Raw genomic sequence first — 22,275 nt, 5'->3', positions numbered from 1 at the left:
GCGATGACGCCGGCAACGACTTCACCGCCAGCGCCGGTCGTGAGTACGGCGTCGACACCGAGGCCTCGGCCACGATCACCATCGATCCCGTCACCGGCGATGACCTCGTCGATGGCGACGAGGCCGGGCAGGAAGCCATCAGCATCACCGGCTCGGTCGGTGGGGATGCCACCGAGGGCGATACCGTCACCCTGACGGTCGGCGGCGAGAAATTCACCGGCACCGTCGATGGCGACAACGAGTACACCATCGACGACGTACCGGGCAGCCTGCTGGCTGACAACGACACGGTCCACGCGACTGTCACCGGCAGCGATGACGCCGGTAACGACTTCACCGCCAGCGCTGCCCGCGAGTATGCGCTGAACACTCCTCCTGTCGCCGACCCTGTGTTGACCACGGCAGAGGTCTTTGACGCCGACTCGATTCTTCCAGATGGCGTGTCGGCGAGCCCACTTCTGTTCAAACAGTTTTCAGTGGATGGAACGGTCGATGGGAATGATCCTGAGGCTTCGCCCACACTGGGAGGTGCTGATGCAGAAACGCCCCTCGACGATCTGACTTTCACGCTGGATTCGGTTCCCGACAGCGGGGCACTCTTTATCGATGTTGACGGTGATGGCACCTATGCCCCGGCGCAGCAAGGGACCGAGTTTTCCGACGCTTCCAATTTCTACTGGATGGATGACGGCTCTGGCAGCAATGCAGTCAACATCGATTTCAGCCAGGCACCGGTTGCCGATTCCGGGATAACCGTCTTTGCCTATGGCTATGACGGTGAGCAAGACAATACATTGCTGAATTACGGCAACGACGGCGTCGGGGCTGGAGATGACAGCCCCGGCGGCATCCAGCAGCAAGTTCCCAACCAACTCGGATACCGGGATGGCACATCCCAGACCTTGGTCATGGATTTCGACGGACCGGCCCATGGTGCCGAGATTTCGGTCAGCCGCCTGATCAAGACCGAAGGGGAAGTCGGCCAGGTTGACGCCTACCTGGACGGAGAGCAGGTAGGCACCTGGACCTTCAGTGGCGTAGATGGGGCGACCCTCGATGGCGAACCGGTTGACTTCGATATCGGAGGAAACAACGGCAGCTTCAACCTGCCTGACGGGATCGCATTCGATCAATTGCGCTTTACTGCGACCGAGTACGCTGACGGCCACCAATCGAATGGTTCAGGTAACGACAGTAGCGACTACTTTGTCGACAGCATTAGCTACAAGACCTTTAGCGCGGCTGAATTCCTGTACAGCGTGAAGGACGGAGACGGAGACGGAAGCGACCCCGTGAAGGTCGAAATCAACGTCCCCGAAACCAACACGGAGGTGCCGACGTCATTCGAGACCGGCGGGCCGTCAATTATCGTGCTCGACCCAGAAGGAACCACAGTCAACGAGGCCTTCCTCGATAACGGCACGCGCGCAGGTGAGGAGCCTGCCGAAGGTGAGCCGGGCAAGATCGCCAATGGTCAGTTCACCTTGAACACACCGGCCGGTCTCGGTGCGCTATCGATTGCGGCGGCCAGCCTGACCAGTGGCGATGCCAGCTTCGCCGATGACCAGGTATCCCTTGACGCCGATCAGCTCGCCGCACTGAACGACACGCCGGTGGTTATTGAAACGCCCGAGGGCAACACCCTGCGCCTGACTGGCTTTGATGCAGATTCCGGCACGGTCGATTACGAGTTCGAGCTCGGCGGCCCGGTCACAAACGAAAATGGCGAGCCGCTGAACAAGGAACCGATCAGTCTCGAGTTGACCGATGCGAACGGCACCCCGGCTCAGGCCACGCTCAACGTTGCCATTCTCGATGACGGCGTCGACACAACAGACGACTTGCTTGCCGTTACTGCCGGGGACGATGCCGCGGGCAACGTACTCGACAATGATGCCGGGGCGGACGTGGACTTGGCGTTGACGGCGGTGACCTTTGAGGGCATCGCTCACCAAGTGCCGGAAAACGGTGATCCGATCACGATCAGGGGCGACTACGGGACGCTTACCACCGAGCGTGACGGGAGCTACAGCTATCAGGCAAATGCCGTTGAGCCGGTAAATATCCAGGGCAGTTCAGCTGAGATCTGGGAAACGCAGACGGCTGGACTCTGGGGCTTCGATGCCAGCACGACGATCCCGCTGGAGGGCGACGGTGGCCTAGACCTGACTGCTCTGAGCGCAGGTAACGGCAACATTACCTTCAATGGAGGCGAGAAAAGCGGTGTCGGCGTAAAGGTAAAAGGAGGCGCCAACACAATCGATGACGGCGAGTCGATACTAATTCAGTTGGAAGACAGTACGGACCAGCTCACGGTTGGAATAAACCGTTTCAACGAAGCGCAGGAAAAGTTTGGTTTCTGGACGGCATACAACGATGACGGCGATGTGGTTGGCTCAGGCGGCTTCAGTGGCGTGAATAACAACGGCGACCGTTTTGAACTGGCAATTGAGACGACAGAATCCTTCTCCTACCTGCAAATGGGCTTGGATACCGGGGATGTCAACAACAACTCTGGTTACGTCATTGACGAACTGAGCTACACCCCCACGCACCAGTTCGAGCAGGATTCGTTTACCTACACCGTCGAGGATCAGGACGGCTCGACCGCCGAAGGCACGCTCTCGGCCTTCATGCACAGCGATGACCTCACCCCGGTGATCGGCACAGAGGGCGACGACGCGCTTCTTGTGGGTGGCGATGCTGACGAGGCGTTCGCGGGCTTGGCTGGCGACGATACGCTCACCGGCGGGCTCGGCGACGATGTCTTCAAGTGGACCCTGGCCGACCAGGGCGACACGAATGCACCGGCCAATGACGTCATCACGGATTTCGGCACCGGCAACGATGTGCTCGACCTGCGCGATCTGCTCGTCGATGAAACCGAGCAGCCCATCGGCGACTTCCTGTCGGTGGCACAGGATGGCGACGATCTGGTCTTCCAGGTCACGCACGACGGTGGGTCGGACGGGGCAACGCAGACGATCACCTTGCAAGACAAGTCGTTCAGCGACTTCGGTGGCGCGACCAACTCCGACGAGCTGATCCAGAACATGCTCGACAGCGGTCAACTGAAGATCGACACCTGAGCCGGTAACGGCACCAGACGGTGTCGAAGACCACGAGGTGGGGTACGATTGGGCGGGATGCGATCACGACGATCTACGGATCGGCGCATCGCATCCCGCCCGTTCTCAAGATAGCCGGGCGTGCCGGTACCGGAGTGATGATCCGCCATGGGCTCATCCACCGGCGCCCCGCACCCTCGGCCCAACTTGGGTGCACCTGAATCTGACCTCACGGGACGGCGCGCATGCCGGCATCTGGGACAACCCGACTGATCGTCGCCGCGATTGCGCTCGGTCTCGCCATGATGATTCATGGATTCGGACAGGCCGAGGTGCGCACCGATTTCGGCACACTCAAGGCCGAAGTCTTGGAGCGATTCGGCGCAGACCGAGCGTTAGTGATCGACGAGCTCGAGCAGATGCTTGATGACACCAGCCATCTCGAGCCTCACGAACGAGTCGAACACGTCAACACCTTCTTCAACCGCCGGATTCGCTACGTGGAGGATGACCAGCTTTGGGGGCGTGCCGACTACTGGGCCTCCCCGGTGGAGACCATCGGGCATGGCGCGGGCGACTGCGAGGACTTCGCCATCGCAAAGTACGTGATGCTCCGCGAGGCCGGCATCAAAAACCGCCAGCTACGCCTGATCTACGTTCGTGCCCGAATGGGAGGGGGCAGTCGGGCCCACATGGTGCTCGGCTACTATCCGGAACCGCAGGCCGAACCGCTGATCCTCGACAGCCTGGTGCGCCTGATCGCCCCGGCCGGCCAGCGCCCGGACCTGACCCCTGTCTTCAGTTTCAACAGTGAAGGGCTTTGGGTAGGCGGCCAGGCACGTCCGGCAGCCCGAGCCACCGACCGTCTTTCCCGCTGGCGCGACGTGCTGCAACGCACGCAGGAGGAAGGCATCTACCTGTCCGCGCCCACGGATTCCAGCGACACCTCGATACGGCAGAATGAGTGAGTCCCGCCATGGCATTGAACCGACAACTCTGGATCGCGATTGTCTCGGTGATGATCCTCGCGTTCCTCAGCAGCCTCGCGATCAGCTTCCACAGCGCGCGCGCCTATTTCGAGGAGCAACTGCACCTCAAGAATATCGACAATGCCAACACCCTGGCCCTGACGCTTTCCCAGGTGGAAAAGGACCCCGTCCTGATCGAGCTGATGATTGCGGCGCAATTCGACACCGGGCACTACCAGCGTCTGGAAATCATTGGCCCTGCAGGCGACCCCATCGCCTCACGGAGCCGAGACTCAGACGGCGCGGGCGACGTACCGGGCTGGTTTGCCGACCTTGCCGCATTGGAAGTCGCCCCGGGCGTCGCGCAGATCCCGGACGGCTGGCAACAATACGGCACCTTGTACGTCGAAAGCCTCAGCGGCTTTGCCCTCGAGGCGCTCTGGGACACGACTGTCGAGTTGTTCCTCTGGTTCCTCGGCATCGCCGCGGTCCTTGGTCTGCTCGGTTCGTTCGTTCTCAAATCGCTCACGCGACCGCTCGATGACGTCGTCCGCCAGGCCGAGGCCATCGGCAACCAGCGTTTCATCACCACGTCCGAGCCACGGACGCTGGAGTTCCGCCGAGTGGTCAGGGCCATGAATATCCTCGCCGGGCGCGTGCGCGAGATGCTGGGCCAGGAACGCGCCCGGCTCGAGGAGATGCGTCAGCGATTGCAGCGCGATTCCCTTACCGGCGTCGGCAACCGCAGCCGGTTCGACGACGTGCTGGCCGCCCTGCTCGCCGATGACGACCCCAACCGTCACCACGGGATATTCCTGGTCAGGGTGGTCGATCTGGCCGACGTCAACCGCCAGCTCGGCCGTCAGGAGACCGACACCCTGATCCGCGAGGTCACCGTGCGCCTTGACCAGGTCGCCCGCGACCACGGCGATCAGTTCACCGATGACCACATCGCCCGCCTGAACGGAAGCGATTTCGCACTCATCCTCACCGATATTCTGGACATCTCAGCCATTGCAACGCGGCTCGAGGCGACGATGCATGATCTGGTCGCACGCCATTCCGAGACCGTGGCGCTTCGTTTCGCCCTCTCCGCGGATATCTTCGGCTCTGCAGACGAGCGTTCGGCCATCCTGATCCGCCTCGACGATGCCCTCGCCCGCGCCGAGCACCAGCAAACGACCTGCCTGGAACGCACCACACCAACAAGCGATGCCGATCGAATGCATGGCAGCGACGAATGGCGCGAGATCCTTGCCACGGCCATTGGTGAGCAGCATATCCACGCCGTTCATTTCGCTACCCGACACATCGACGGCCGCTTGATCCATCACGAGGCGATGGTCCGACTCGACAACGAAAGCACGACGTGGACGGCCGGTCAGTTCCTGCCTTGGGCGCGCCGGCTGGGGCTGCTGCCGCAACTCGACCTGGCGGTGCTCGCAAGCGAACTGGACCGATTGACCCACGAGGACAACGGCGAGCCGGTTGCCGTCAACCTCTCGATCGAAAGCCTTCTGGACGAGTCTGCAAGAAGCCGGTTGATGGCCCTGCTGACCTCGTACACCCGCCAGGCGGGGCGCGTCTCGATCGAGATGGCCGAGCGGGCGGTGATCGACCACCCGGCCGCCTTCCGCGAGTTTTGCGCGGCGGCTGTCCCCCTGGGCTACCGGATCGGCATCGAGAAAGCGGGCCTGGCCTTGACGGATATCGATGCCCTGCACGAGCTCGGCCTGGTCTACCTCAAGCTGGACCGCTCGTTGACCACCGATCTGGCGGGCAGCGAATCCAACCGGAATTACCTGCGCGGCATTACCGGCATGGCCCACGCCATTGGCCTGACCGTAATCGCCGATGGCGTACGCTCGAACGAAGAACTCGCGGTACTAGGGGAACTGGGTGTCGATGGCGCCAGTGGGCCCGGCGTCCCCGGCTGAACGAACGCCCCGCTGGAAAGGGCTTTCGTGCCGACACGGCGTCCCGTGCCGAAACGGCGGTCAGGGCATGAAGCGATCGTCGCCGTTGTCCTCGGTTCCGGCGAGCAGGTCCAGGGCCTTGCGATCACGGCGCAGCTGGCGGCGATCGAGAAGCTTGCGCTGGGCCGCGGCGGGAAGCTCGGTAAACCGGATCACGCCTTTTTCGATCAGGAGGTTGGTCAGGTCCTCGACCACTCGGACGAGCTCGGCATCCGAGCGTTGCAAGGCCTCGGCAACCGCGGCAGGCTCAGTCCCGCGCGACAGATCGAGAAGCCGCTGAACGTCGGGGTCATCGATCGAAAGCGTCTCCGTCATTCCCGGCTCCGGCTCCCGTCCCAACTTGACGATTTCCCCACTATCGTCACGCTTGACGTAGACACTGCCCATTAAGCACCCCTGAGCCGATCAGACGACATCGTTTTCCCATCCGTTGCCACCCGCAACCGGACCACCAATTGCATTCGATCACGGACGCCGAGTTTGCGGAAGGCTGAGCTCAGGTGAGCCTTGACGGTTCGCTCGGTGATCTCGAGCCGGCGGGCCACCTCCTTGTTGCTGAGCCCCGAGGCCACCGCTTGGGCCACCGCGCGTTCACGCTCCGTCAGGCTGGCCAGATGCGCATCGTCGGCCCGCGGAACGTTCTCGTCACCGTCCAACGTGGTCGACAATACCCGGACCACCGCGTTCACCACCTCCGCAGGTAACCACATGCCGCCGGACTGCACCGCCTGGGCGGCTTGAGTCAGCAACCCCGGTGGGGAGACGGCATGCACGTAACCGCGGGCACCCAGGCCAAGCGCGGTCCGGAGCTCATTCATGTCGGGCTGACGGCTCATCGCAATCACGCTTACCCCCGCCTCCACCAGGCTCTCGATCGCTCGCTGCCAGCCGCTTTGCCCGGTCAACACCCAGGCGAACGTGGACTGCCCGCTCGGTGGTTTCCCAACGAGCGCGGCGATCGATTCGGTCGACTCGACCACCGAGGCGTCCGGAAAGGCGCTCTGCCATCGCGAGGTACGAAACCCGGGCTCGGTCAAAAAAAGGTGTCTTGTGGCAGTCATCGCTCTGTCATCGATTGAGAGAAGGCACGCAGTACCGGTTTGAGGAGATATTCCAACACCGTCTTCTTGCCCGTGAGGATATCCACCTCGGCGACCATCCCGGGCAGGATGGGCTGCTCCGCCGAGAAGCCCGTTTCACGCGTTTCCAGGCGCACGAGATAGAAGGTGTTGTCGTCCTCGTCGGTAATGGTGTCCGAGCTGATGTGCGTCACGGACGCCTCCAGCCCCCCGAAACGCGTGAAATCGTAGGCACTCAACTTGACCTTGGCGGGCAACCCCGGCCGGAGGTAAGCGATGTCCTTGGGATTGATGCGCGCCTCCACCAACAGCTTGTCGTTTGTCGGCGTGATCTCGAGAATCTCGCGTCCCGGTCCCACGACACCGCCGGTGGTGTTGACGAACAGGCGCTGCACGGTGCCATCCATCGGTGCCCTCACCCGGGTCTGCTCTACCCGGTCGACCAGACCCACCTCGGCTTCGCCCAGGGCCTCGAGGCGAGCGCTGGCGTCGGCCAGTTCGGCGCGCCAGCGATTGAAGGCATTCAAGCGCACCTCTTCGATCCGGCCTGTTGCCTCCTCGATGGCGGATTTTGCCCGCGTGATCGCCGCCTCCGCACGCGACATTTCGCCGAGGGTGTTGGCCTCGTCGCGTTCGAGCCGGATGATGTCGATGTCGGAGACAGCCCCGGAGTTGAGCAGTGGCCGCGTGACGTTCAGCTCACGTCGGATGAGATTGAGCGCTCGGGCATGTTGCGTGCGGGCCGCCTCGGCCTCGCGCAGATCCTGTCGACGTTGCTCCAACTGTTCCCGATGAATCGAGACCTGCTCTTCCAGCTCGCGTCGACTGGATTCGTACAGACGTCGTTCCCGGGCGATGAACTCGGGGGCCTCGCGTTCGAGATCCGCGGGAAACGTCAAAGGCTCCTCGCCGGTCAGCGCGACCAGGCGGGCCACCTCGGCCCGCAGTGCCTGGCTCTTGGCCTGGTTTTCACGCAGGCTCGACATGGAGCGCGTCTGGTCGATCGTCACCAGCAAGTCGCCCTGCTCGACAAAATCGCCCTCGCTCACCAGGATTTCCCGGATCGTGCCGCCATCGAGCGACTGCACGAGTTGGGTCTTCTGTGACGGAATCACCTTGCCCTGGCCCCGCGTCACCTCGTCGAGTTCCGCAAAGCCCGCCCAGACAATCAGCGCGATCAGGGCGAAAAACAGGGTGTAGAGCAAGGCACGGGCACGCACCGGGTTCTGTTGCACCTGCGCCCACCCCGCCTGAGCGGCCCAGGGACCGGGGCGTTCGTCGCGCGGACGGCCCTGGTAGCCCGATTCGCCAGCCGAGGCCCGTCTCGACGTGGTCAACCGCCCCACCCCTTCGAAGCCACGTTCCTCGAGCGTCTTTCGGCGTTTCTCGCTCATCGCTCCGCTCCCGAGATGCGTCCCTGACGCAAGGCCTCGATGACCTCTTCCTTGGCCCCATCGGCGACCAACTTACCGGCATCGATGACCAGAATACGGTCCACCAGCCCCAGCATGGAGCTTCGATGCGTGTTGACCAACAAGGTCTTGTGCTGGGCGACTTGCTCTAGGTTGCGCTTGATCAACGCCTCGGTGGAATGGTCCAGCGACCCGGTCGGCTCGTCGAGCACCAGCATCGGCGGGTCATGCAACAACGCCCGGGCAATGGCGATCGACTGGCGCTGCCCACCGGAGACAAACTGGCCGCGCTCACCCATCGGCATGTCGAAACCATCCGGGTGCCGGTTGATCATCGTCGCCAGCCCGCTGAGCTTGGCTACCTCGAGTATCCGCGCATCGTCGACGTCCGCCGCCCCCAGGGTCAGGTTCTCCTGCAGAGAGCCGTGGAATAGCGAAATGTCCTGAGGCACATACCCGATGGCCCGACGCAGTTCCGCCGGATCGATCTGGCGGGCATCGACCCCGTCGATCAGTACCGCCCCGGCATCCGGTTCGTAGAGGCCGAGGATCAGTTTCTCGATCGTGCTCTTGCCCGATCCGTTCCGACCCAGCACGGCCACGTGCTCACCGGCACCAATATGGAAGCTGACGTCATCGAGCACGACTCCGCCGGTCTGCGGATAGGAAAAGCTCACGTTGCGAAACTCGATCTCGCCCTTCAAGCCGGGCCGACTGATCCACGACTTGCCGTCCGGGCGCTCGACCGGCTGTCCCATCACCTCGTCGAGCGCATCCAGCGCGGCCGCCGACTGGTGATACTGCATCACGAGTCCCGCCGCCTGGCCGATCGGCGCCATGGCCCGCGACGACAACAGGTAAGCGGCGATCATCCCGCCGAGACTCAGCTCCCCCTGCATGATCAGGTAGACGCCCAACACGATGATGGCGATACCGACCGCGTGCTGCGCCCATTGCGCGCCACTGACCACCGATGCCGAGATCAGCCGCATCCGGGCCGCGTTCTGCGCCAGGAAAACCGAACTCTTCTCCCAGTTCGCCTGGATCCGGCTTTCCACGCCGAAGGCCTTGACCGTCTCGATATCGGTCAGCCCCTCGACCAGGGTGGCATTGCGCATCGCGCCGGCGCGCATGGCGTCCTCGGAAAGCCGCTGCAACCGCGACTGTGCGCTCAGCGCGTAGAGCAACACGCCCACCGCCCCCAAGGCGATGGGGATCACGAGTTGCCAACCGATCAACGCGACGATCCCGGCGAAGAGCAACACGAAGGGCAGATCGACCAGGGCGACCACACTCATCGAACCAATGAACGCCCTGACCGACTCGAAGGCATGCACCGTGTTGGCGAACGAACCCGTCGAGGTGGGGCGATTGGCCATGCGCATGCCCAACACGCGCTCCATGATGCGCGAGGAAAGCTTGACGTCCGCGCGGCTGGCAGCGAGATCGACGAATCGGCTACGCATGATGCGCAATGTCAGGTCGGCGCTGATGGCGAGCAGCACGCCCGCCCCCAACACCCAAAGGGTGTCGGTCGCGGCGTTCGGCACCACCCGGTCGTAGACGTTCATGATGAACAACGGCATCGCGACCGCGAACAGGTTGATCATCACGGCCGCGACCAGCACATCACGGTAAAGACCGCGATTCTCGCGGATCACGCCCCAGAACCAGTGCTGGTCGCGCCTTGGCGCCTGTCGTCCGGCACGCTCGTCGAACTGGAATCGCGGCTGAACGTAGATGAACCAGCCGTCGAATTCGGCTTCCAGGTCGCTCAGATCGATTTCGACTTCCGCGTCGTTCAACTCGGGGTAGATCACCGTGGCGACCCCGGACTTACGATCCAGTCCCGTGATCACGCAGGCGCTGTTGTCCTGACGCAGAACGATGGCAGGCAACAGCGCCGGATTTACGGCCCGCAGCTTGCCCGAAACGAATTGACTCGACAGGCGCGCCCGCCTCGCCGCCCGCTCAAATTCCGGCGGCGCCAGCCGGCCGTTCTCGAGAGGCAACCCGGCAATCAACGACTCGCGCGACATGGGCGTGCCGTGGTACCGGCACAGGAACATCAGGCAGTCGGTGAGCGCATCACCGCCATGTTCAACCCGTTCGTTCGACATTCAACCCCCACGTAATGCAAAACCGCCGGCAACGTTCCCCCACCGTGCCAGCAACCGACACGCACGATTGCGTCGATTCGAGGCTGTTGGGGGTCGACCGAGGCGTTGTGTGTCCGCGCCACCGAGACAGCGACAGGCTCAGGCGCCCATCTCGGCCACGCCTGGCGACGTGGAGCCGTTGGCACGCCTCATCCTGCTTCACACACCCGGCACTCATTGAGTACGGGGCACCTCGGGGAGGTTCATGGCAATATCGACACTGGGGCAGGCGGTCTCTGGATCGACCGGCAGACGATCGGCGCCCAGGTCGGCCAGGCTCGGCAGACCGTCGCGGCGCACGTCCAGTGATTCAAGCAATCGGCCGCTGGATGCCAGTACCCGGGCTATCGCCACGCGTCGGTCCGCCTGAGCGTTGACGTAGGAACGACTGGCTTGGAAGTACTCGTTTTCCGAATCGAGTACATCGAGCAGGGTGCGCTGACCGATCTGGAACTGGTTGCCATAGGCGACACGCACCCGATCGGCGGCAAGCCGATAGCTGTTCAGCGTTTCAACCTGGTCGGTGAGCTTCCTGACGTCGTGGTAGGCAATCTGCAAGGTTTGGCGCATGTCCACGCAGGCCTTGTCCCGCAGGCTCTTGGAGACGTTCAGCTCCTCAGCGGCACTCTTGATCGCGGCTCGATCGCTGCCACCGTTGTAGAGGTTGTACCGCAACTCGAGGCCGATACGGGCATCACGTTGGTTCTCGCGCACCCCGAAGTCATCGCGATTGTCCATCCCGTAGCTGGCGTTCAGATTCAACCGCGGGTGGTTGGCCGCGCGTCGGCTCTCAACGGCGGCATGCGACGCTTCGATATCTCGCAGGGCCGCGCGGAATGACGGGTTTCCCTCATAGGCCAATTGCAGGGCCTCGGCTACGCCCGCGGGCAGGGCAGAATCGTCAAGCGAAATGGGCGCAAGACGCTCAGCCGGCGAGTGGCCGACGATCCGCAAGTAACGGGCCGACACGTCGTGCAGATTCGAAATTTCGTTGACCAGATTGGATTCGGACAATGCCACCCGAGCATTGATCTGTTCCAGATCCGCACCGCGCGCCACGCCGGCACGCGAGCTTTCCGCGACCTGGTCCTGGACCTCGAGGTGCTCCCGGTAGATTTCGTCGGCCAGTTCGACCAATTCTCGCTGTCGCTGGACGTCCTGGTAGGCCGTCAGCGTCTCCAGCGCGATGTCCTCTGCGCTGCCGAGCAGTTCGTAGTAACGAACAAGTTGCGCATTGTCGAGGCGCTCGACCTCCGAGCGGGTGAAAAACCCGTCGTAAAGCATCTGCGTGAGCGAGATTTCCGCCGCGGCAACGGAATAGTTCTCGTTCACCCCGTAGTTACGCGACTCCTGCCCGACACTGGCAACCGCGTCGACCGTCGGCAGATACCCCCCGCGGGCCACGTCGATGTCGTGTCCCGAGGAGAGAAAGGCGTGCCAGCTCGCCTGCACGTCCGGGTTCCCCTGGATCGCCTGTTGAACGGCCGTCGGCAGTTCCGCCGTCTGATCCGACTGCGCCACCACGGTCATCGACGCGCCCATCAGTCCGGCAGCCACTAGCGCTGCCAGTGTTTTCTGTTTTTTTGTTTTCATCGCCTAATCCCCTGCCATCCGATGGATAAATCCGATTGGCCAAAACCGGCACGTAGGCATCCCGCTGCGTACCGCTATCGATTGTTTGATGACTCCCCATCTCCTGCCCCGTCCACTGGCGGCATCAAGCGGCTCATCTCCCGATTTGGAGTCAGTTTTTTTGCATTTCGTGAAACTCGACGGGCAGCCAGCTGTCTAGTAAATCAAGGGTCAGGCCGATTCACGACATACTGGATACCCGAGCCCGAATCGGCGCGTCACGCCCTGGCGGGCCACGATGTGTTCCCTCAGGGCTCCACAACTGACCCGCACGCAACGCACGCCAATCCTCGCCTGAAGCTTAGCCCGTCACGCATTCGACCAGACAGGAACAAAACGGAACACGAAATTCCGGACAAGTGATCAACCACTTAAGACCAGGTCGGCGGCATTAGTATGCGCTCGTCTGGCCGGATGATCCTCACGTTAAAGTGCGATCGGGCACCATTCCCCGCGTGGCCACCGCGCCTTCTGGCACAAACCTGAACGTCAGCCCGCGTGTGGGCAGGCAACTCACCGCAAGGGCATCGAGCGCGGATTCGCCCGGTAAGACAGAGTCTCCCGCCCAAAGTCGACTCCACGCGATCAGGCGGCTTTGTTATCATCCGCCAACTTTCGACACACCATGGCGGGTGCACCACGGCGATTCCGGCTGTTCGCACCCTTCGACCCACACGGATGCAAACGCGGGCTTTGGTAGGGCCCGCCACTGGCATCCCAGCTCAGGAGGGCACATGCCGACTATCACGCTACCCGACGGCAGTCAGCGCACGTTCGACCACCCGGTCTCGCTCATGGAGATCGCATCCGACATCGGGCCTGGCCTGGCCAAGGCAGCCGTTGCCGGCAAGATCGACGGCAAGCTGGTCGATCTCTCGCGGGCCATCGAGAACGATGCGGACATCGCCATTGTCACCGCGAAGGACCAGGAGGGCGTCGAGATCATCCGCCACTCCACCGCGCACCTGATGGCCCAGGCGGTCAAGCAGCTCTACCCGGAAGCACAGGTCACCATCGGCCCGGTCATCGACCAGGGCTTCTACTACGACTTCGCCTTCGACCGCCCCTTCAACGACGAGGATCTGGAGAAGATCGAAACCCGCATGCGCGAGCTGGCCAGCGAGGGCGACGAGCTCGAGCGCCGCGTGATGGAACGCGACGATGCCGTGCGCTTCTTCAAGGACCTGGGCGAGAACTACAAGGTCGAGATCATCAAGGACATCCCGGGCGAGCAAGAGCTCTCCATCTACACCCAGGGTGACTTCACCGATCTCTGCCGCGGCCCGCACGTGCCGCACACCAACAAGCTCAAGGCCTTCAAGCTGTTGAAGGTGGCCGGTGCCTACTGGCGCGGGGACTCGGACAACGAGATGCTCACCCGCGTCTACGGCACGGCGTTCGCTTCCGACAAGGAGCTCAAGCGCTATCTCAAGCAGCGCGAGGAGGCCGAGAAGCGCGACCACCGCCGCCTGGGCAAGCAGCTGGATCTCTTCCACTTCCAGGACGAGGCGCCGGGCCTGGTGTTCTGGCACCCGCGTGGCTGGGCGATCTGGCAGGTGATCGAATCCTACATGCGCGGCGTCTACAAGCGCTCGGGCTACGACGAGATCAAGTGCCCGCAGATCCTGGACGTGTCCCTGTGGAAGAAGTCCGGCCATTGGGACAACTACCAGGAAAACATGTTCTTCACCGAGTCGGAGAAGCGCACCTACGCGGTCAAGCCGATGAACTGCCCGGGCCACGTCCAGGTGTTCAACCACGGCCTGCACTCATACCGCGACCTGCCGATCCGCTACGGCGAGTTCGGCTCCTGCCACCGCAACGAGCCCTCGGGCGCACTGCACGGCATCCTGCGCGTGCGCGGCTTTACCCAGGACGACGGCCACATCTTCTGTACCGAAAAGCAGATCGAGCCGGAGGTGCGTGCCTTCCACGGCCAGGCATTGGGGGTCTACGAGACCTTCGGTTTCACCGACGTGCAGGTGAAGATCGCCACCCGTCCGGAAAAGCGCATGGGCAATGATGAGGTCTGGGACGCGGCGGAAGAAGCGCTGCGCAGCGCCCTGCGTGCCGCCGACGTCCAGTGGGAGGAGCTGCCCGGCGAAGGCGCCTTCTACGGGCCAAAGATCGAATATCACTTGAGTGATGCCATCGGCCGGACCTGGCAGCTCGGCACCATTCAGGTGGATTTCATGATGCCCGAGCGTCTGGGCGCCACCTACATCGACGAGCACAGCGAGCGCCAGCATCCGGTGATGCTGCACCGCGCCATCGTCGGCTCCATGGAACGTTTCATCGGCATCCTGATCGAACATCACGCCGGCCAGATGCCGCTGTGGCTCGCCCCGACACAGGCCGTGACCATGGGCATCACCGACAAGCATGCCGAGTATGTCGACGCGGTGGCCGAGCGACTGAAGGACGCGGGCCTGCGGGCACAGGCCGATCTACGCAACGAGAAGGTCGGCTTCAAAATCCGCGAGCACACACTCGAGCGTGTGCCTTACCTGCTGGTCGCCGGCGACCGAGAGATCGACGCCGACTCGGTTTCCGTGCGCACCCGCTCGGGCGAGGATCTTGGCTCGATCAAGGTCGACGAGTTGATCGAGCGACTCAAGGGCGAGATCAGCGAGCATCGTTAAGCCAAGAGGCAAGCCCGTTAAAACGGGCCGCGGTTGGCAACGACCGCGACTTGTGTGCTAATTTTCGCAACATCGCCCCGGGCCGACGGCTTTTCGGGGTACTATTCGGTTCAAACCTGACTGGAGGGTACGAACATCGCTCAACAACGCGGAGCGGGTCGCAGCAGTAGCAACGACCCCAGGATCAATGATCAAATCAACGTTCGGGAAGTCCGATTGGTCGACGAAAACGGCGAACAGGTCGGAGTCGTCCCCACGGATGAGGCAATGAGCCGGGCTCAGGACGCCGCCTTGGACTTGGTAGAGGTCTCACCGACCGCCAAACCGCCTGTCTGCAAGATCATGGACTTCGGCAAGTTCAAGTATCAGCAGAGCAAGAAGGCGAACGAGGCGAAGAAGAAGCAGAAGCACATCGAGATCAAGGAGGTGAAATTCCGTCCCGGGACGGAAGATCACGACTACCAGGTCAAGTTGCGCAATGCGACTCGCTTCCTCGAGGCCGGCGACAAGGTGAAGATCACCCTGCGTTTCCGCGGTCGAGAGATGGCCCACCGAGATCTGGGTGCCGAGCTGCTTTCTCGAATCGAGGGAGATCTGTCGGAGCTGGCTGCCGTCGAGCAAAGGCCACGCATGGAAGGCCGTCAGGCCACCATGGTGATGGCGCCGCGCCCGGCCAAGACCTGAGCCAACACCTGAACGCTTCGGCGTTCAGCGATTCCTAAAACCCGCCCACTCGGCGGGTTTTTTGTTTGCCGGACACGGTCAACTGGGTTGCGAACCGCTGGCGGCATTTGACGCCCCCGACCGCCACCCAAGCGCGGCAATGGTGTCGGCATGGAATCGTGCCGCATCGGCTACCGCGGCACGGCCTTCGTCCTCGGGCAACACATTGATCTCGCTAATCGTGTGGCCGGCCAGCGCACGGATGGTGGCGTGCGCGCTGTCCGACAGTGCCTGCGCGTTGTAGCCACCTTCGAGCATCAGCACCAGTCGGTCATCGCAAATTTCGTGCGCCAGTGCGCACACGCGCTGCGTCAGGGCCGCAAAGCCGGTTTCGTCCATGGCACAGATCTGGTCCAGATAGTGACAGTCAAAACCGGCGGAAATCAGGATAAGTTCCGGCCGGAAGGCCCGCGCCGCCGGGCGAACCACCTGCTCGAACACATCAAGCAGCGCCGCGTTGCCGCTCCCCGTGGGATAGGGTACGTTCAGGTGAGAGCCCAGTCCGGCCCCCGTGCCGGTTTCAGCCAGCCTGCCGGTCCCGGGATAGAACGGGGCCGCGCAATGGCTGTCGACGACCAGTACGTCGGGCTGGTCGTAGAATATGTCCTGGGTGCCGTTGCCGTGATGCATGTCCCAGTCCCAGATCATCACGCGGCCATAGCCCAACGACTCCCGCGCATGCATGGCGGCCACCGCGATGTTGTTGTACAGGCAAAAGCCCCTGGCGTGATCAGAAGAGGCGTGGTGCCCCGGCGGACGCACGAGACAGAACGCATGGTGCCTTTCACCAGCGGTTATTGCCTCGATTGCGCTGATGCCGGCGCCGGCCGCCAGTCTCGCGGCGACCACACTCTCGGGGGACACCGCCGTGGTGTCCTGTGCCAGCCAGCCCGAGCCACCGACAAGCGACTCGATATAAGCCAAATGCTCGACCGAATGGACCCGCTGGAGTTGCGCATGCGTGGCCAGCGTCGGGGTCCGCCAGGCTTGGCCGTCGACCGGCTCGGCCTGCAGCCGTTCGAAAATGGTCGTCAACCGCTCTGGGCGCTCGGGGTAGGCGTAGCTCTCCAGACTGGCCTCGGGATATTGGTGAGCGATCATCGCCTTGACGGCATCGCTCCATTCCGGGTGATCGGTGTCCCAGCCCGACGGCTCGTGGCCGAGCATGCGCGCGTCGTAATAAATCAGCACGGTCTCCTTCATCTAGCAAAACTCCGGAAGAAGATTTAGGAAGGTCCAGTGACTCCGCCCAACCCCGGCATACCCCGGCGTGAGGCAGGTCCTCGCCAGACCCTCGGTCAAGCATAGTCCTTCGTTCTGCTTTGACAGAACGGCGCGTCGCCGTTTCTTATCAGAACGCCGCATCAGCCCTCGCCGACCGTCTTTTACGGGCCCACCGCCCACCTCCGCTTTTTACTCAAGGATTGCGATCATGACCGCTCTCCGGTATTCTCATGCGCCGTTTCGCCGCCCCGGGACCCTCGAGGGCAGGCAACGGTGAAATCGTCCGCGCACGTTAAACACTCCGACGTGGCCGGATATCCAAAAACAAACCAGAACTGGAGTTGATCATGCCCAAGATCAAGACTAATCGCGGGGCCGCCAAGCGGTTCAAGATTACCGCGGGCGGCGTCAAGCGGCGTCAGTCGCACCTGCGTCACATCCTCACGAAGAAATCGTCGAAGCGGAAGCGTCAGCTCGGCTCGCCGGCCTACGTTCACGAGGCCGATGTCCAGCTCGTCGAGCGCATGATGCCCTACGGCAAGAAGTGAGGAGATAGACCATGGCACGAGTTAAGCGTGGCGTTACCGCCCATGCCAAGCACAAGAAAGTCCTGAACAAGGCGAAGGGTTACTACGGTGCCCGTTCGCGTACCTACCGCTCTGCCAAGCAGGCGGTCATCAAGGCCGGTCAGTACGCCTATCGTGACCGTCGCGCGAAGAAGCGCGTGTTCCGCGCCCTGTGGATCACCCGCATCAACGCCGAGGCACGCAACAACGGCCTATCGTACAGCCGCATGATGGATGGCCTGAACAAGGCCAACGTCGAGGTCGACCGCAAGGTCCTCGCCGACATCGCGGTGCACGACAAGCCGGGCTTTGCCGCCCTGGCCGAACAGGCGAAGACCGCTCTGGCGGGCTGATCCGGACCGATCTCGGATCATGGACGGCCACGGGTCGTCCATTCGAATTCCCGAAAGGCGCCTCATTGGCGCCTTTTTTCATTGAAGGCATTGATTTTGTTGGGCTTTACGCCACAATACCGTCCTTCGTCAGACGCCGGTGCCCACGGTCTCTGGCAAAGGGCGGCACAGCAACTGGAAGGAGCGTTTAAGCGGTGAGCAACTCCCTGGACACCTTGGAGACCGACGCACTGGCACGCATCGAGGCGGCCGATAGTCTCGACGCACTCGAGGCCCTGCGGGTGGAATACACCGGCAAGAAGGGATCGATCACGGCCCAGATGAAGACCCTCGGCCAGCTCGTCCCCGAGGAGCGCAAGACGCAAGGGGCGGCCATCAACGCGGTCAAGGACCGGGTCATCGGCGCGCTCAAGGGCCGTCGCGAGACACTCCAGGCCGAGGCCCTGGCCGCCAAGCTCGCCAACGAGTCGATCGACGTCACCCTGCCCGGCCGCCGCCGCCCGCCCGGTGCCAAGCACCCGGTTACCCAGATCACCGAGCGCGTCTCCGCCATCTTCCAGGCGATGGGTTTTCGCATTGCCGAAGGCCCGGAGATCGAGGACGACTGGCATAACTTCACCGCGCTGAACATCCCCGAGAGCCACCCGGCCCGGGCGATGCACGACACGTTCTACTTCGACGCCAACCACCTGCTGCGCACCCATACCTCGCCGGTGCAAATCCGCGCCATGCAAGAGTGCAAACCGCCGCTGAAGGTGATCGCGCCCGGTCGTGTCTACCGCTGCGACTCGGACATGACGCATTCGCCCATGTTCCACCAGATCGAGGTGCTCTACCTCGACGAGAACGTGCGCTTCACCGACCTGCGCGCGACGCTGGAGACCTTCCTCGCCGCGCTGTTCGAACGCGAGGATCTGCCGGTCCGCCTGCGCCCGTCGTTCTTTCCCTTTACCGAGCCATCGGCGGAGGTGGACATCCAGTGCGTCCACTGCGGTGGCGACGGCTGCCGCGTGTGCAAGAAGACCGGCTGGATCGAGGTGCTCGGTGCCGGCATGGTCCACCCCAACGTGCTGCGCTCGGTGGGTCTCGACCCGGCCGAGGTGAGCGGTTTCGCCATCGGCATGGGCGTCGAGCGCCTGGCGATGCTCCGCTACGGGGTCGACGACCTGCGCGCCTTTTTCGAGAACGACCTGCGCTTTTTGCGGCAGTTCCAGTAACCCGATGCCCGTTGCGGCGGCTGTTCCGCCACGACAACCGATTTGTGTGCCCGGCCGCCCGCACCACCGGGGCGGCCGACCGGACCAAGGCCCGAGGACCTGACACCCGATGCTTTTTTCCGAGAACTGGCTGAGAACCTGGATTGACCCCCAGGTCGACACCGAGGAACTGGCCCACCGCCTGACCATGGCCGGCCTGGAGGTGGACGCCATCGAACCGGCCGCCCCGGCCTTCGACAACGTCGTGGTCGGCGAGGTGACGTCCGTGCGCCCGCACCCGGATGCCGACAAGCTGCGCGTCACCGAGGTGTTCGACGGCGAGACCACCTGGCAGGTCGTCTGCGGCGCGCCCAACGTCCGTGAAGGACTGCGCGCCCCGCTCGCCCGAGTCGGTGCCACCCTGCCGGGCGGCATGAAGATCAAAAAGGCGAAGCTGCGCGGCGAGCCCTCCCACGGCATGCTCTGCGGGGCCGACGAGCTCGGCCTGGCAAGCGCCCGCGACGGCCTGCTGGAGCTCCCCGATGACGCCCCGATCGGCCGGGACCTGCGCGAATGGCTCGACCTCGACGATGCCGTGATCGAGCTGGGCATTACCCCCAACCGCGGTGACGCCCTGTCGATCGCCGGGCTGGCGCAGGAATGCAGTGCGCTGTTCGATGCCACGCTCAACACACCCGAGACCCAAGCGCCCGAGGCAACCACCGACTCGACCCGTGCGGCGGCCATCGAGGCGATGGATGCCTGCCCGGTCTACCTCACCCAGGTGATCGAGGACATCCCGGCCCGGGGCGACACCGACATGCAGATCGCCGAGCGCCTGCGCCGCGCCGGCGTCTCGACGGTCGAGCCGATCGTGGACCTGCTCAACTACGTCATGCTCGAGACCGGCCAGCCGATGCACGCCTTCGACGGCGACAAGCTCGACGGCGACATCCGCGTGCGCTGGGCGACGACCGGCGAGACCATGGTCGGCCTCAACGAGCAGGAACTTACCCTCGACGACGACTGCCTGGTAGTCGCCGACGCCGCCCACCCGATCGCGCTGGCCGGCATTATCGGCAGCCAACCCTCCGGGGTTGGTGGTTCAACCGGCCGCATCGTGCTCGAAGCGGCCCACTTCACCCCCGAGGCAGTCGCCGGTCGCGCGCGTCGCTTCGGCCTGACCACCGATGCCGCCTTCCGCTTCGAGCGTGGCGTCGATCCGAGCCTGCCGCGTGCCGCCCTCGACCGGGCCGCGCAGCTGATCACCGAGTTGCTCGGCGGCCGGGCCGGGCCGGTGGTCGAAGCGAGCGGCGGTCGCGAGCTGACCGCGCCGGCGTCGATCACACTCGACATGGGCTGGGCCGAACGACGCCTCGGGCTGCCGGTGGCGACCGAGCGTGCCGCCGATCTGCTCACCCGGCTGGGCTGCGAGATCAGCACCGAGGGCAACGTGCTCACCGTGGTGCCGCCGACCCGCCGTTTTGATCTGGCGATCCCCGAGGATCTGCTCGAGGAACTGGCGCGGCTGATCGGTTATGACACCTTCCGCGCGCCGATCACGCGCATGACCCCGGAGATCGGGCTGCCGGCGGCAACCGCCAACACCACCTCGCGCATCGGCGAGTTGATGGCCGACCGAGGCTACTTCGAGGCGATCACCTACAGCTTCATCGATCGCGATCTCGACGCCGTGATCACCCCGGGCAGCACGCCGATCGAACTGGCCAATCCGATCGCCTCGCAGATGGCGGTGATGCGCCAGAGCCTCTGGCCCGGGCTGCTCGAGGCCGTCGCCCACAACCAGAAACGCCAGCAGCCGGCGATCCGCCTGTTCGAGACCGGCCACCGCTTTGCCGGCTCGACCGCCGCGGCCGCCCGCGAGTCCGGCGAGCTGGCGTTCGTGGCCGCCGGCCACGTCGCCCCCGAGCAATGGGGACAGGCGACGAGGTCGGTCGATTTCTACGACATCAAGGGTGATCTCGAGGACCTGCTGGAAGGGCTGGGCCTCGGCCCGGCGACCCGTTTTCAGGGCAGCAACCACTCCGCCCTGCACCCCGGCCAGGCCGCCGAGGTGCTGATCGACGGCCAGCCGGTCGGCGAGATCGGCGCGCTGCACCCGGACACGCTCAAGGCATTCGATCTCAAGGGACCGGTCTTCGCCGCCCGCCTGTCACTGACGGGTATCGGCGAGCGGCCGCTACCGCAGAGCGCCTCGCTGTCGAAGTTCCCGCGCATCCGCCGGGACCTGGCGCTGGTCACCCCGACCCGGCTGGCGTTCAGCGAACTGTCTGCGGCCATCCGGGCCGCCGGCGGGGCATTGCTGCGCGATGTGGAGCCCTTCGACCGCTACGTGGGCGAGGGCGTCGCCGAAGGCCACCAGTCGCTCGCGGTGAAGCTCGTGTTCCAGAATGACGAACGCACTCTCACCGACGACGAAATTACCGATACAATCAACCACATACTCGAGGACCTCCGCCAGCACGATGTCGAGCTGCGCGGTTGACTTGAACCCGGGAACCGATTTACATGGCTCTTACGAAAGCGGATCTGGTAGAAACGCTGCACAACGAACTTGGCCTCAACAAGCGTGAGGCGAAGGACTTCGTCGATCTCTTCTTCGAAGAGTTGCGACAGGTGCTGGAATCGGGCGAGGACATCAAACTCTCCGGCTTCGGCAATTTCCAGTTGCGGGATAAGAACGAACGCCCCGGACGCAACCCGCGTACCGGGGAGATGATTCCCGTCACCGCCCGCCGGGTGGTGACCTTCCGCGCCGGCCAGAAACTCAAGTCGCTGGTGGAAGCCTATGACGGCCCAGAGCAAGACTGAATTCACCTTCCCGCCGATTCCCAGCAAGCGGTACTTCACCATTGGGGAAGTCGGCCAGCTCTGTGACGTCAAGTCGCACGTGCTGCGTTACTGGGAGCAGGAATTCGAACCGCTCAAGCCGATCAAGCGCCGCGGCAACCGCCGCTACTACCAGCGCCACGACATCGAGCTGATCCGCCTGATCCGCACCCTGCTCTACGATCAGGGTTTCACCATCGCCGGCGCCCGCCAGCAGCTCGCCGCCCTGCCGAAGGCCTCCTCGCGCGAGTCCTCCAGCGCGCTGGAAGCCGTCCGCGACATGCGCGAGCGCATCAGCCAGAGCGGCGGCAACCTGCTGGCGCTCGACCCCCAGCTGGAATCCAAGCCCGAAACCGACTCGACGCCGGCTACTCCGCCCCCGGAAGCGCCCCTGCCCACCGGCCGGCAACTCGACCTGCGCGAGATT

At 63.7% G+C, this 22,275-nt stretch carries 16 protein-coding genes and 1 pseudogene; 11 read left to right on the top strand and 6 right to left on the bottom strand.

The genetic code is table 11. From position 1 onward, the window contains the following. The 3 genes from ABGV18_RS09490 to ABGV18_RS09480 form a co-directional block, all read left to right on the top strand. On the top strand, nucleotides 1–3,089 hold a 3,089-nt coding region (locus tag ABGV18_RS09490), incomplete at its 5' end, for an Ig-like domain-containing protein (RefSeq protein WP_396585807.1). Nucleotides 3,090–3,313: 224 nt separating this feature from the next. After that, nucleotides 3,314–4,036, top strand: a complete 723-nt coding sequence (locus tag ABGV18_RS09485; RefSeq protein WP_396582755.1) for a transglutaminase-like cysteine peptidase — start codon at nucleotides 3,314–3,316, stop codon at nucleotides 4,034–4,036. Nucleotides 4,037–4,044: 8 nt separating this feature from the next. Next, nucleotides 4,045–5,973, top strand: a complete 1,929-nt coding sequence (locus ABGV18_RS09480; RefSeq protein ID WP_396582754.1) for a bifunctional diguanylate cyclase/phosphodiesterase — start codon at nucleotides 4,045–4,047, stop codon at nucleotides 5,971–5,973. 60 nt (nucleotides 5,974–6,033) lie between these two features. Here the strand turns inward: ABGV18_RS09480 and ABGV18_RS09475 are convergent, their stop codons facing one another. The 5 genes from ABGV18_RS09475 to ABGV18_RS09455 form a co-directional block, all read right to left on the bottom strand. Continuing rightward, on the bottom strand, nucleotides 6,034–6,327 hold the full coding sequence (locus ABGV18_RS09475; RefSeq protein WP_396582753.1) for a tryptophan synthase subunit beta like protein: 294 nt from the start codon (nucleotides 6,325–6,327) through the stop codon (nucleotides 6,034–6,036). A 71-nt stretch (nucleotides 6,328–6,398) separates the two neighbouring features. Continuing rightward, nucleotides 6,399–6,992 (bottom strand): response regulator transcription factor, encoded by a 594-nt coding sequence (locus ABGV18_RS09470; RefSeq protein WP_396585806.1) that lies wholly within the window; start codon nucleotides 6,990–6,992, stop codon nucleotides 6,399–6,401. Between the two features lie 77 nt (nucleotides 6,993–7,069). Beyond that, nucleotides 7,070–8,485: an HlyD family type I secretion periplasmic adaptor subunit gene (locus ABGV18_RS09465; RefSeq protein WP_396582750.1), complete on the bottom strand. Its 1,416-nt coding sequence runs from the start codon at nucleotides 8,483–8,485 to the stop codon at nucleotides 7,070–7,072. Next, on the bottom strand, nucleotides 8,482–10,623 hold the full coding sequence (locus ABGV18_RS09460) for a type I secretion system permease/ATPase (RefSeq protein ID WP_396585805.1): 2,142 nt from the start codon (nucleotides 10,621–10,623) through the stop codon (nucleotides 8,482–8,484). Before ABGV18_RS09460 ends, ABGV18_RS09465 begins: the two co-directional genes overlap by 4 nt. A 213-nt stretch (nucleotides 10,624–10,836) precedes the next feature. Next, the gene (locus ABGV18_RS09455; RefSeq protein ID WP_396582748.1) at nucleotides 10,837–12,255 is read right to left on the bottom strand and encodes a TolC family outer membrane protein; all 1,419 of its coding nucleotides are present in this window, start codon (nucleotides 12,253–12,255) and stop codon (nucleotides 10,837–10,839) included. Between the two features lie 773 nt (nucleotides 12,256–13,028). On the opposite strand from ABGV18_RS09455, the gene thrS reads away from it, so the two are divergent. Then, entirely contained in the window at nucleotides 13,029–14,936 is a 1,908-nt protein-coding gene (gene thrS, locus ABGV18_RS09450; RefSeq protein WP_396585804.1) for a threonine--tRNA ligase, read from the top strand. A gap of 120 nt (nucleotides 14,937–15,056) precedes the next feature. Beyond that, nucleotides 15,057–15,620, top strand: coding sequence for a translation initiation factor IF-3 (infC, locus tag ABGV18_RS09445; protein ID WP_449267488.1), 564 nt, complete (start codon nucleotides 15,057–15,059; stop codon nucleotides 15,618–15,620). Between the two features lie 78 nt (nucleotides 15,621–15,698). On the opposite strand, the gene ABGV18_RS09440 is transcribed toward infC, so the two are convergent. Continuing rightward, nucleotides 15,699–16,862 carry a histone deacetylase family protein gene (locus ABGV18_RS09440; protein ID WP_396585803.1) on the bottom strand — a complete coding sequence of 388 codons (1,164 nt, stop codon included), beginning with the start codon at nucleotides 16,860–16,862 and terminating at the stop codon, nucleotides 15,699–15,701. A gap of 368 nt (nucleotides 16,863–17,230) precedes the next feature. On the opposite strand from ABGV18_RS09440, the gene rpmI reads away from it, so the two are divergent. From rpmI to ABGV18_RS09410, 6 genes and pseudogenes are all read left to right on the top strand, one after another. Next, a complete protein-coding gene (rpmI, locus tag ABGV18_RS09435) occupies nucleotides 17,231–17,431 on the top strand; it encodes a 50S ribosomal protein L35 (protein ID WP_125198480.1) in 201 nt (66 codons plus the stop codon). Nucleotides 17,432–17,442: 11 nt separating this feature from the next. Continuing rightward, entirely contained in the window at nucleotides 17,443–17,802 is a 360-nt protein-coding gene (gene rplT / locus ABGV18_RS09430; protein WP_396580931.1) for a 50S ribosomal protein L20, read from the top strand. A gap of 206 nt (nucleotides 17,803–18,008) precedes the next feature. Continuing rightward, nucleotides 18,009–19,019 carry a phenylalanine--tRNA ligase subunit alpha gene (gene pheS / locus ABGV18_RS09425; protein WP_449728777.1) on the top strand — a complete coding sequence of 337 codons (1,011 nt, stop codon included), beginning with the start codon at nucleotides 18,009–18,011 and terminating at the stop codon, nucleotides 19,017–19,019. A 109-nt stretch (nucleotides 19,020–19,128) separates the two neighbouring features. Continuing rightward, complete coding sequence (gene pheT, locus ABGV18_RS09420; RefSeq protein WP_396585801.1) at nucleotides 19,129–21,504, top strand: phenylalanine--tRNA ligase subunit beta; 2,376 nt, start codon at nucleotides 19,129–19,131, stop codon at nucleotides 21,502–21,504. Between the two features lie 23 nt (nucleotides 21,505–21,527). After that, nucleotides 21,528–21,830, top strand: a complete 303-nt coding sequence (locus tag ABGV18_RS09415) for an integration host factor subunit alpha (RefSeq protein WP_396580934.1) — start codon at nucleotides 21,528–21,530, stop codon at nucleotides 21,828–21,830. Beyond that, a pseudogene (locus ABGV18_RS09410) lies at nucleotides 21,808–22,072 on the top strand (MerR family transcriptional regulator); the annotation flags it as partial. The gene ABGV18_RS09415 and the pseudogene ABGV18_RS09410, both read left to right, overlap by 23 nt. Nucleotides 22,073–22,275 lie beyond the last annotated feature (203 nt).

Origin of the sequence: Guyparkeria halopsychrophila (assembly GCF_044582135.1) — a bacterium.
Lineage (GTDB): Bacteria > Pseudomonadota > Gammaproteobacteria > Halothiobacillales > Halothiobacillaceae > Guyparkeria.
Note: the sequence above shows the minus strand (reverse complement) of the source record. Positions and strands in the feature narration are given on the sequence as shown.

Bases quoted from the DNA above. Each gene is read 5' to 3' on its own strand.
- ABGV18_RS09485 (WP_396582755.1), top strand. From the start codon at position 3,314: ATGCCGGCATCTGGGACAACCCGACTGATCGTCGCCGCGATTGCGCTC.
- ABGV18_RS09480 (WP_396582754.1), top strand. From the start codon at position 4,045: ATGGCATTGAACCGACAACTCTGGATCGCGATTGTCTCGGTGATGATC.
- ABGV18_RS09475 (WP_396582753.1), bottom strand. From the start codon at position 6,327: ATGACGGAGACGCTTTCGATCGATGACCCCGACGTTCAGCGGCTTCTC.
- ABGV18_RS09465 (WP_396582750.1), bottom strand. From the start codon at position 8,485: ATGAGCGAGAAACGCCGAAAGACGCTCGAGGAACGTGGCTTCGAAGGG.
- ABGV18_RS09460 (WP_396585805.1), bottom strand. From the start codon at position 10,623: ATGTCGAACGAACGGGTTGAACATGGCGGTGATGCGCTCACCGACTGC.
- ABGV18_RS09455 (WP_396582748.1), bottom strand. From the start codon at position 12,255: ATGAAAACAAAAAAACAGAAAACACTGGCAGCGCTAGTGGCTGCCGGA.
- thrS (WP_396585804.1), top strand. From the start codon at position 13,029: ATGCCGACTATCACGCTACCCGACGGCAGTCAGCGCACGTTCGACCAC.
- ABGV18_RS09440 (WP_396585803.1), bottom strand. From the start codon at position 16,862: ATGAAGGAGACCGTGCTGATTTATTACGACGCGCGCATGCTCGGCCAC.
- rpmI (WP_125198480.1), top strand. From the start codon at position 17,231: ATGCCCAAGATCAAGACTAATCGCGGGGCCGCCAAGCGGTTCAAGATT.
- rplT (WP_396580931.1), top strand. From the start codon at position 17,443: ATGGCACGAGTTAAGCGTGGCGTTACCGCCCATGCCAAGCACAAGAAA.
- pheT (WP_396585801.1), top strand. From the start codon at position 19,129: ATGCTTTTTTCCGAGAACTGGCTGAGAACCTGGATTGACCCCCAGGTC.
- ABGV18_RS09415 (WP_396580934.1), top strand. From the start codon at position 21,528: ATGGCTCTTACGAAAGCGGATCTGGTAGAAACGCTGCACAACGAACTT.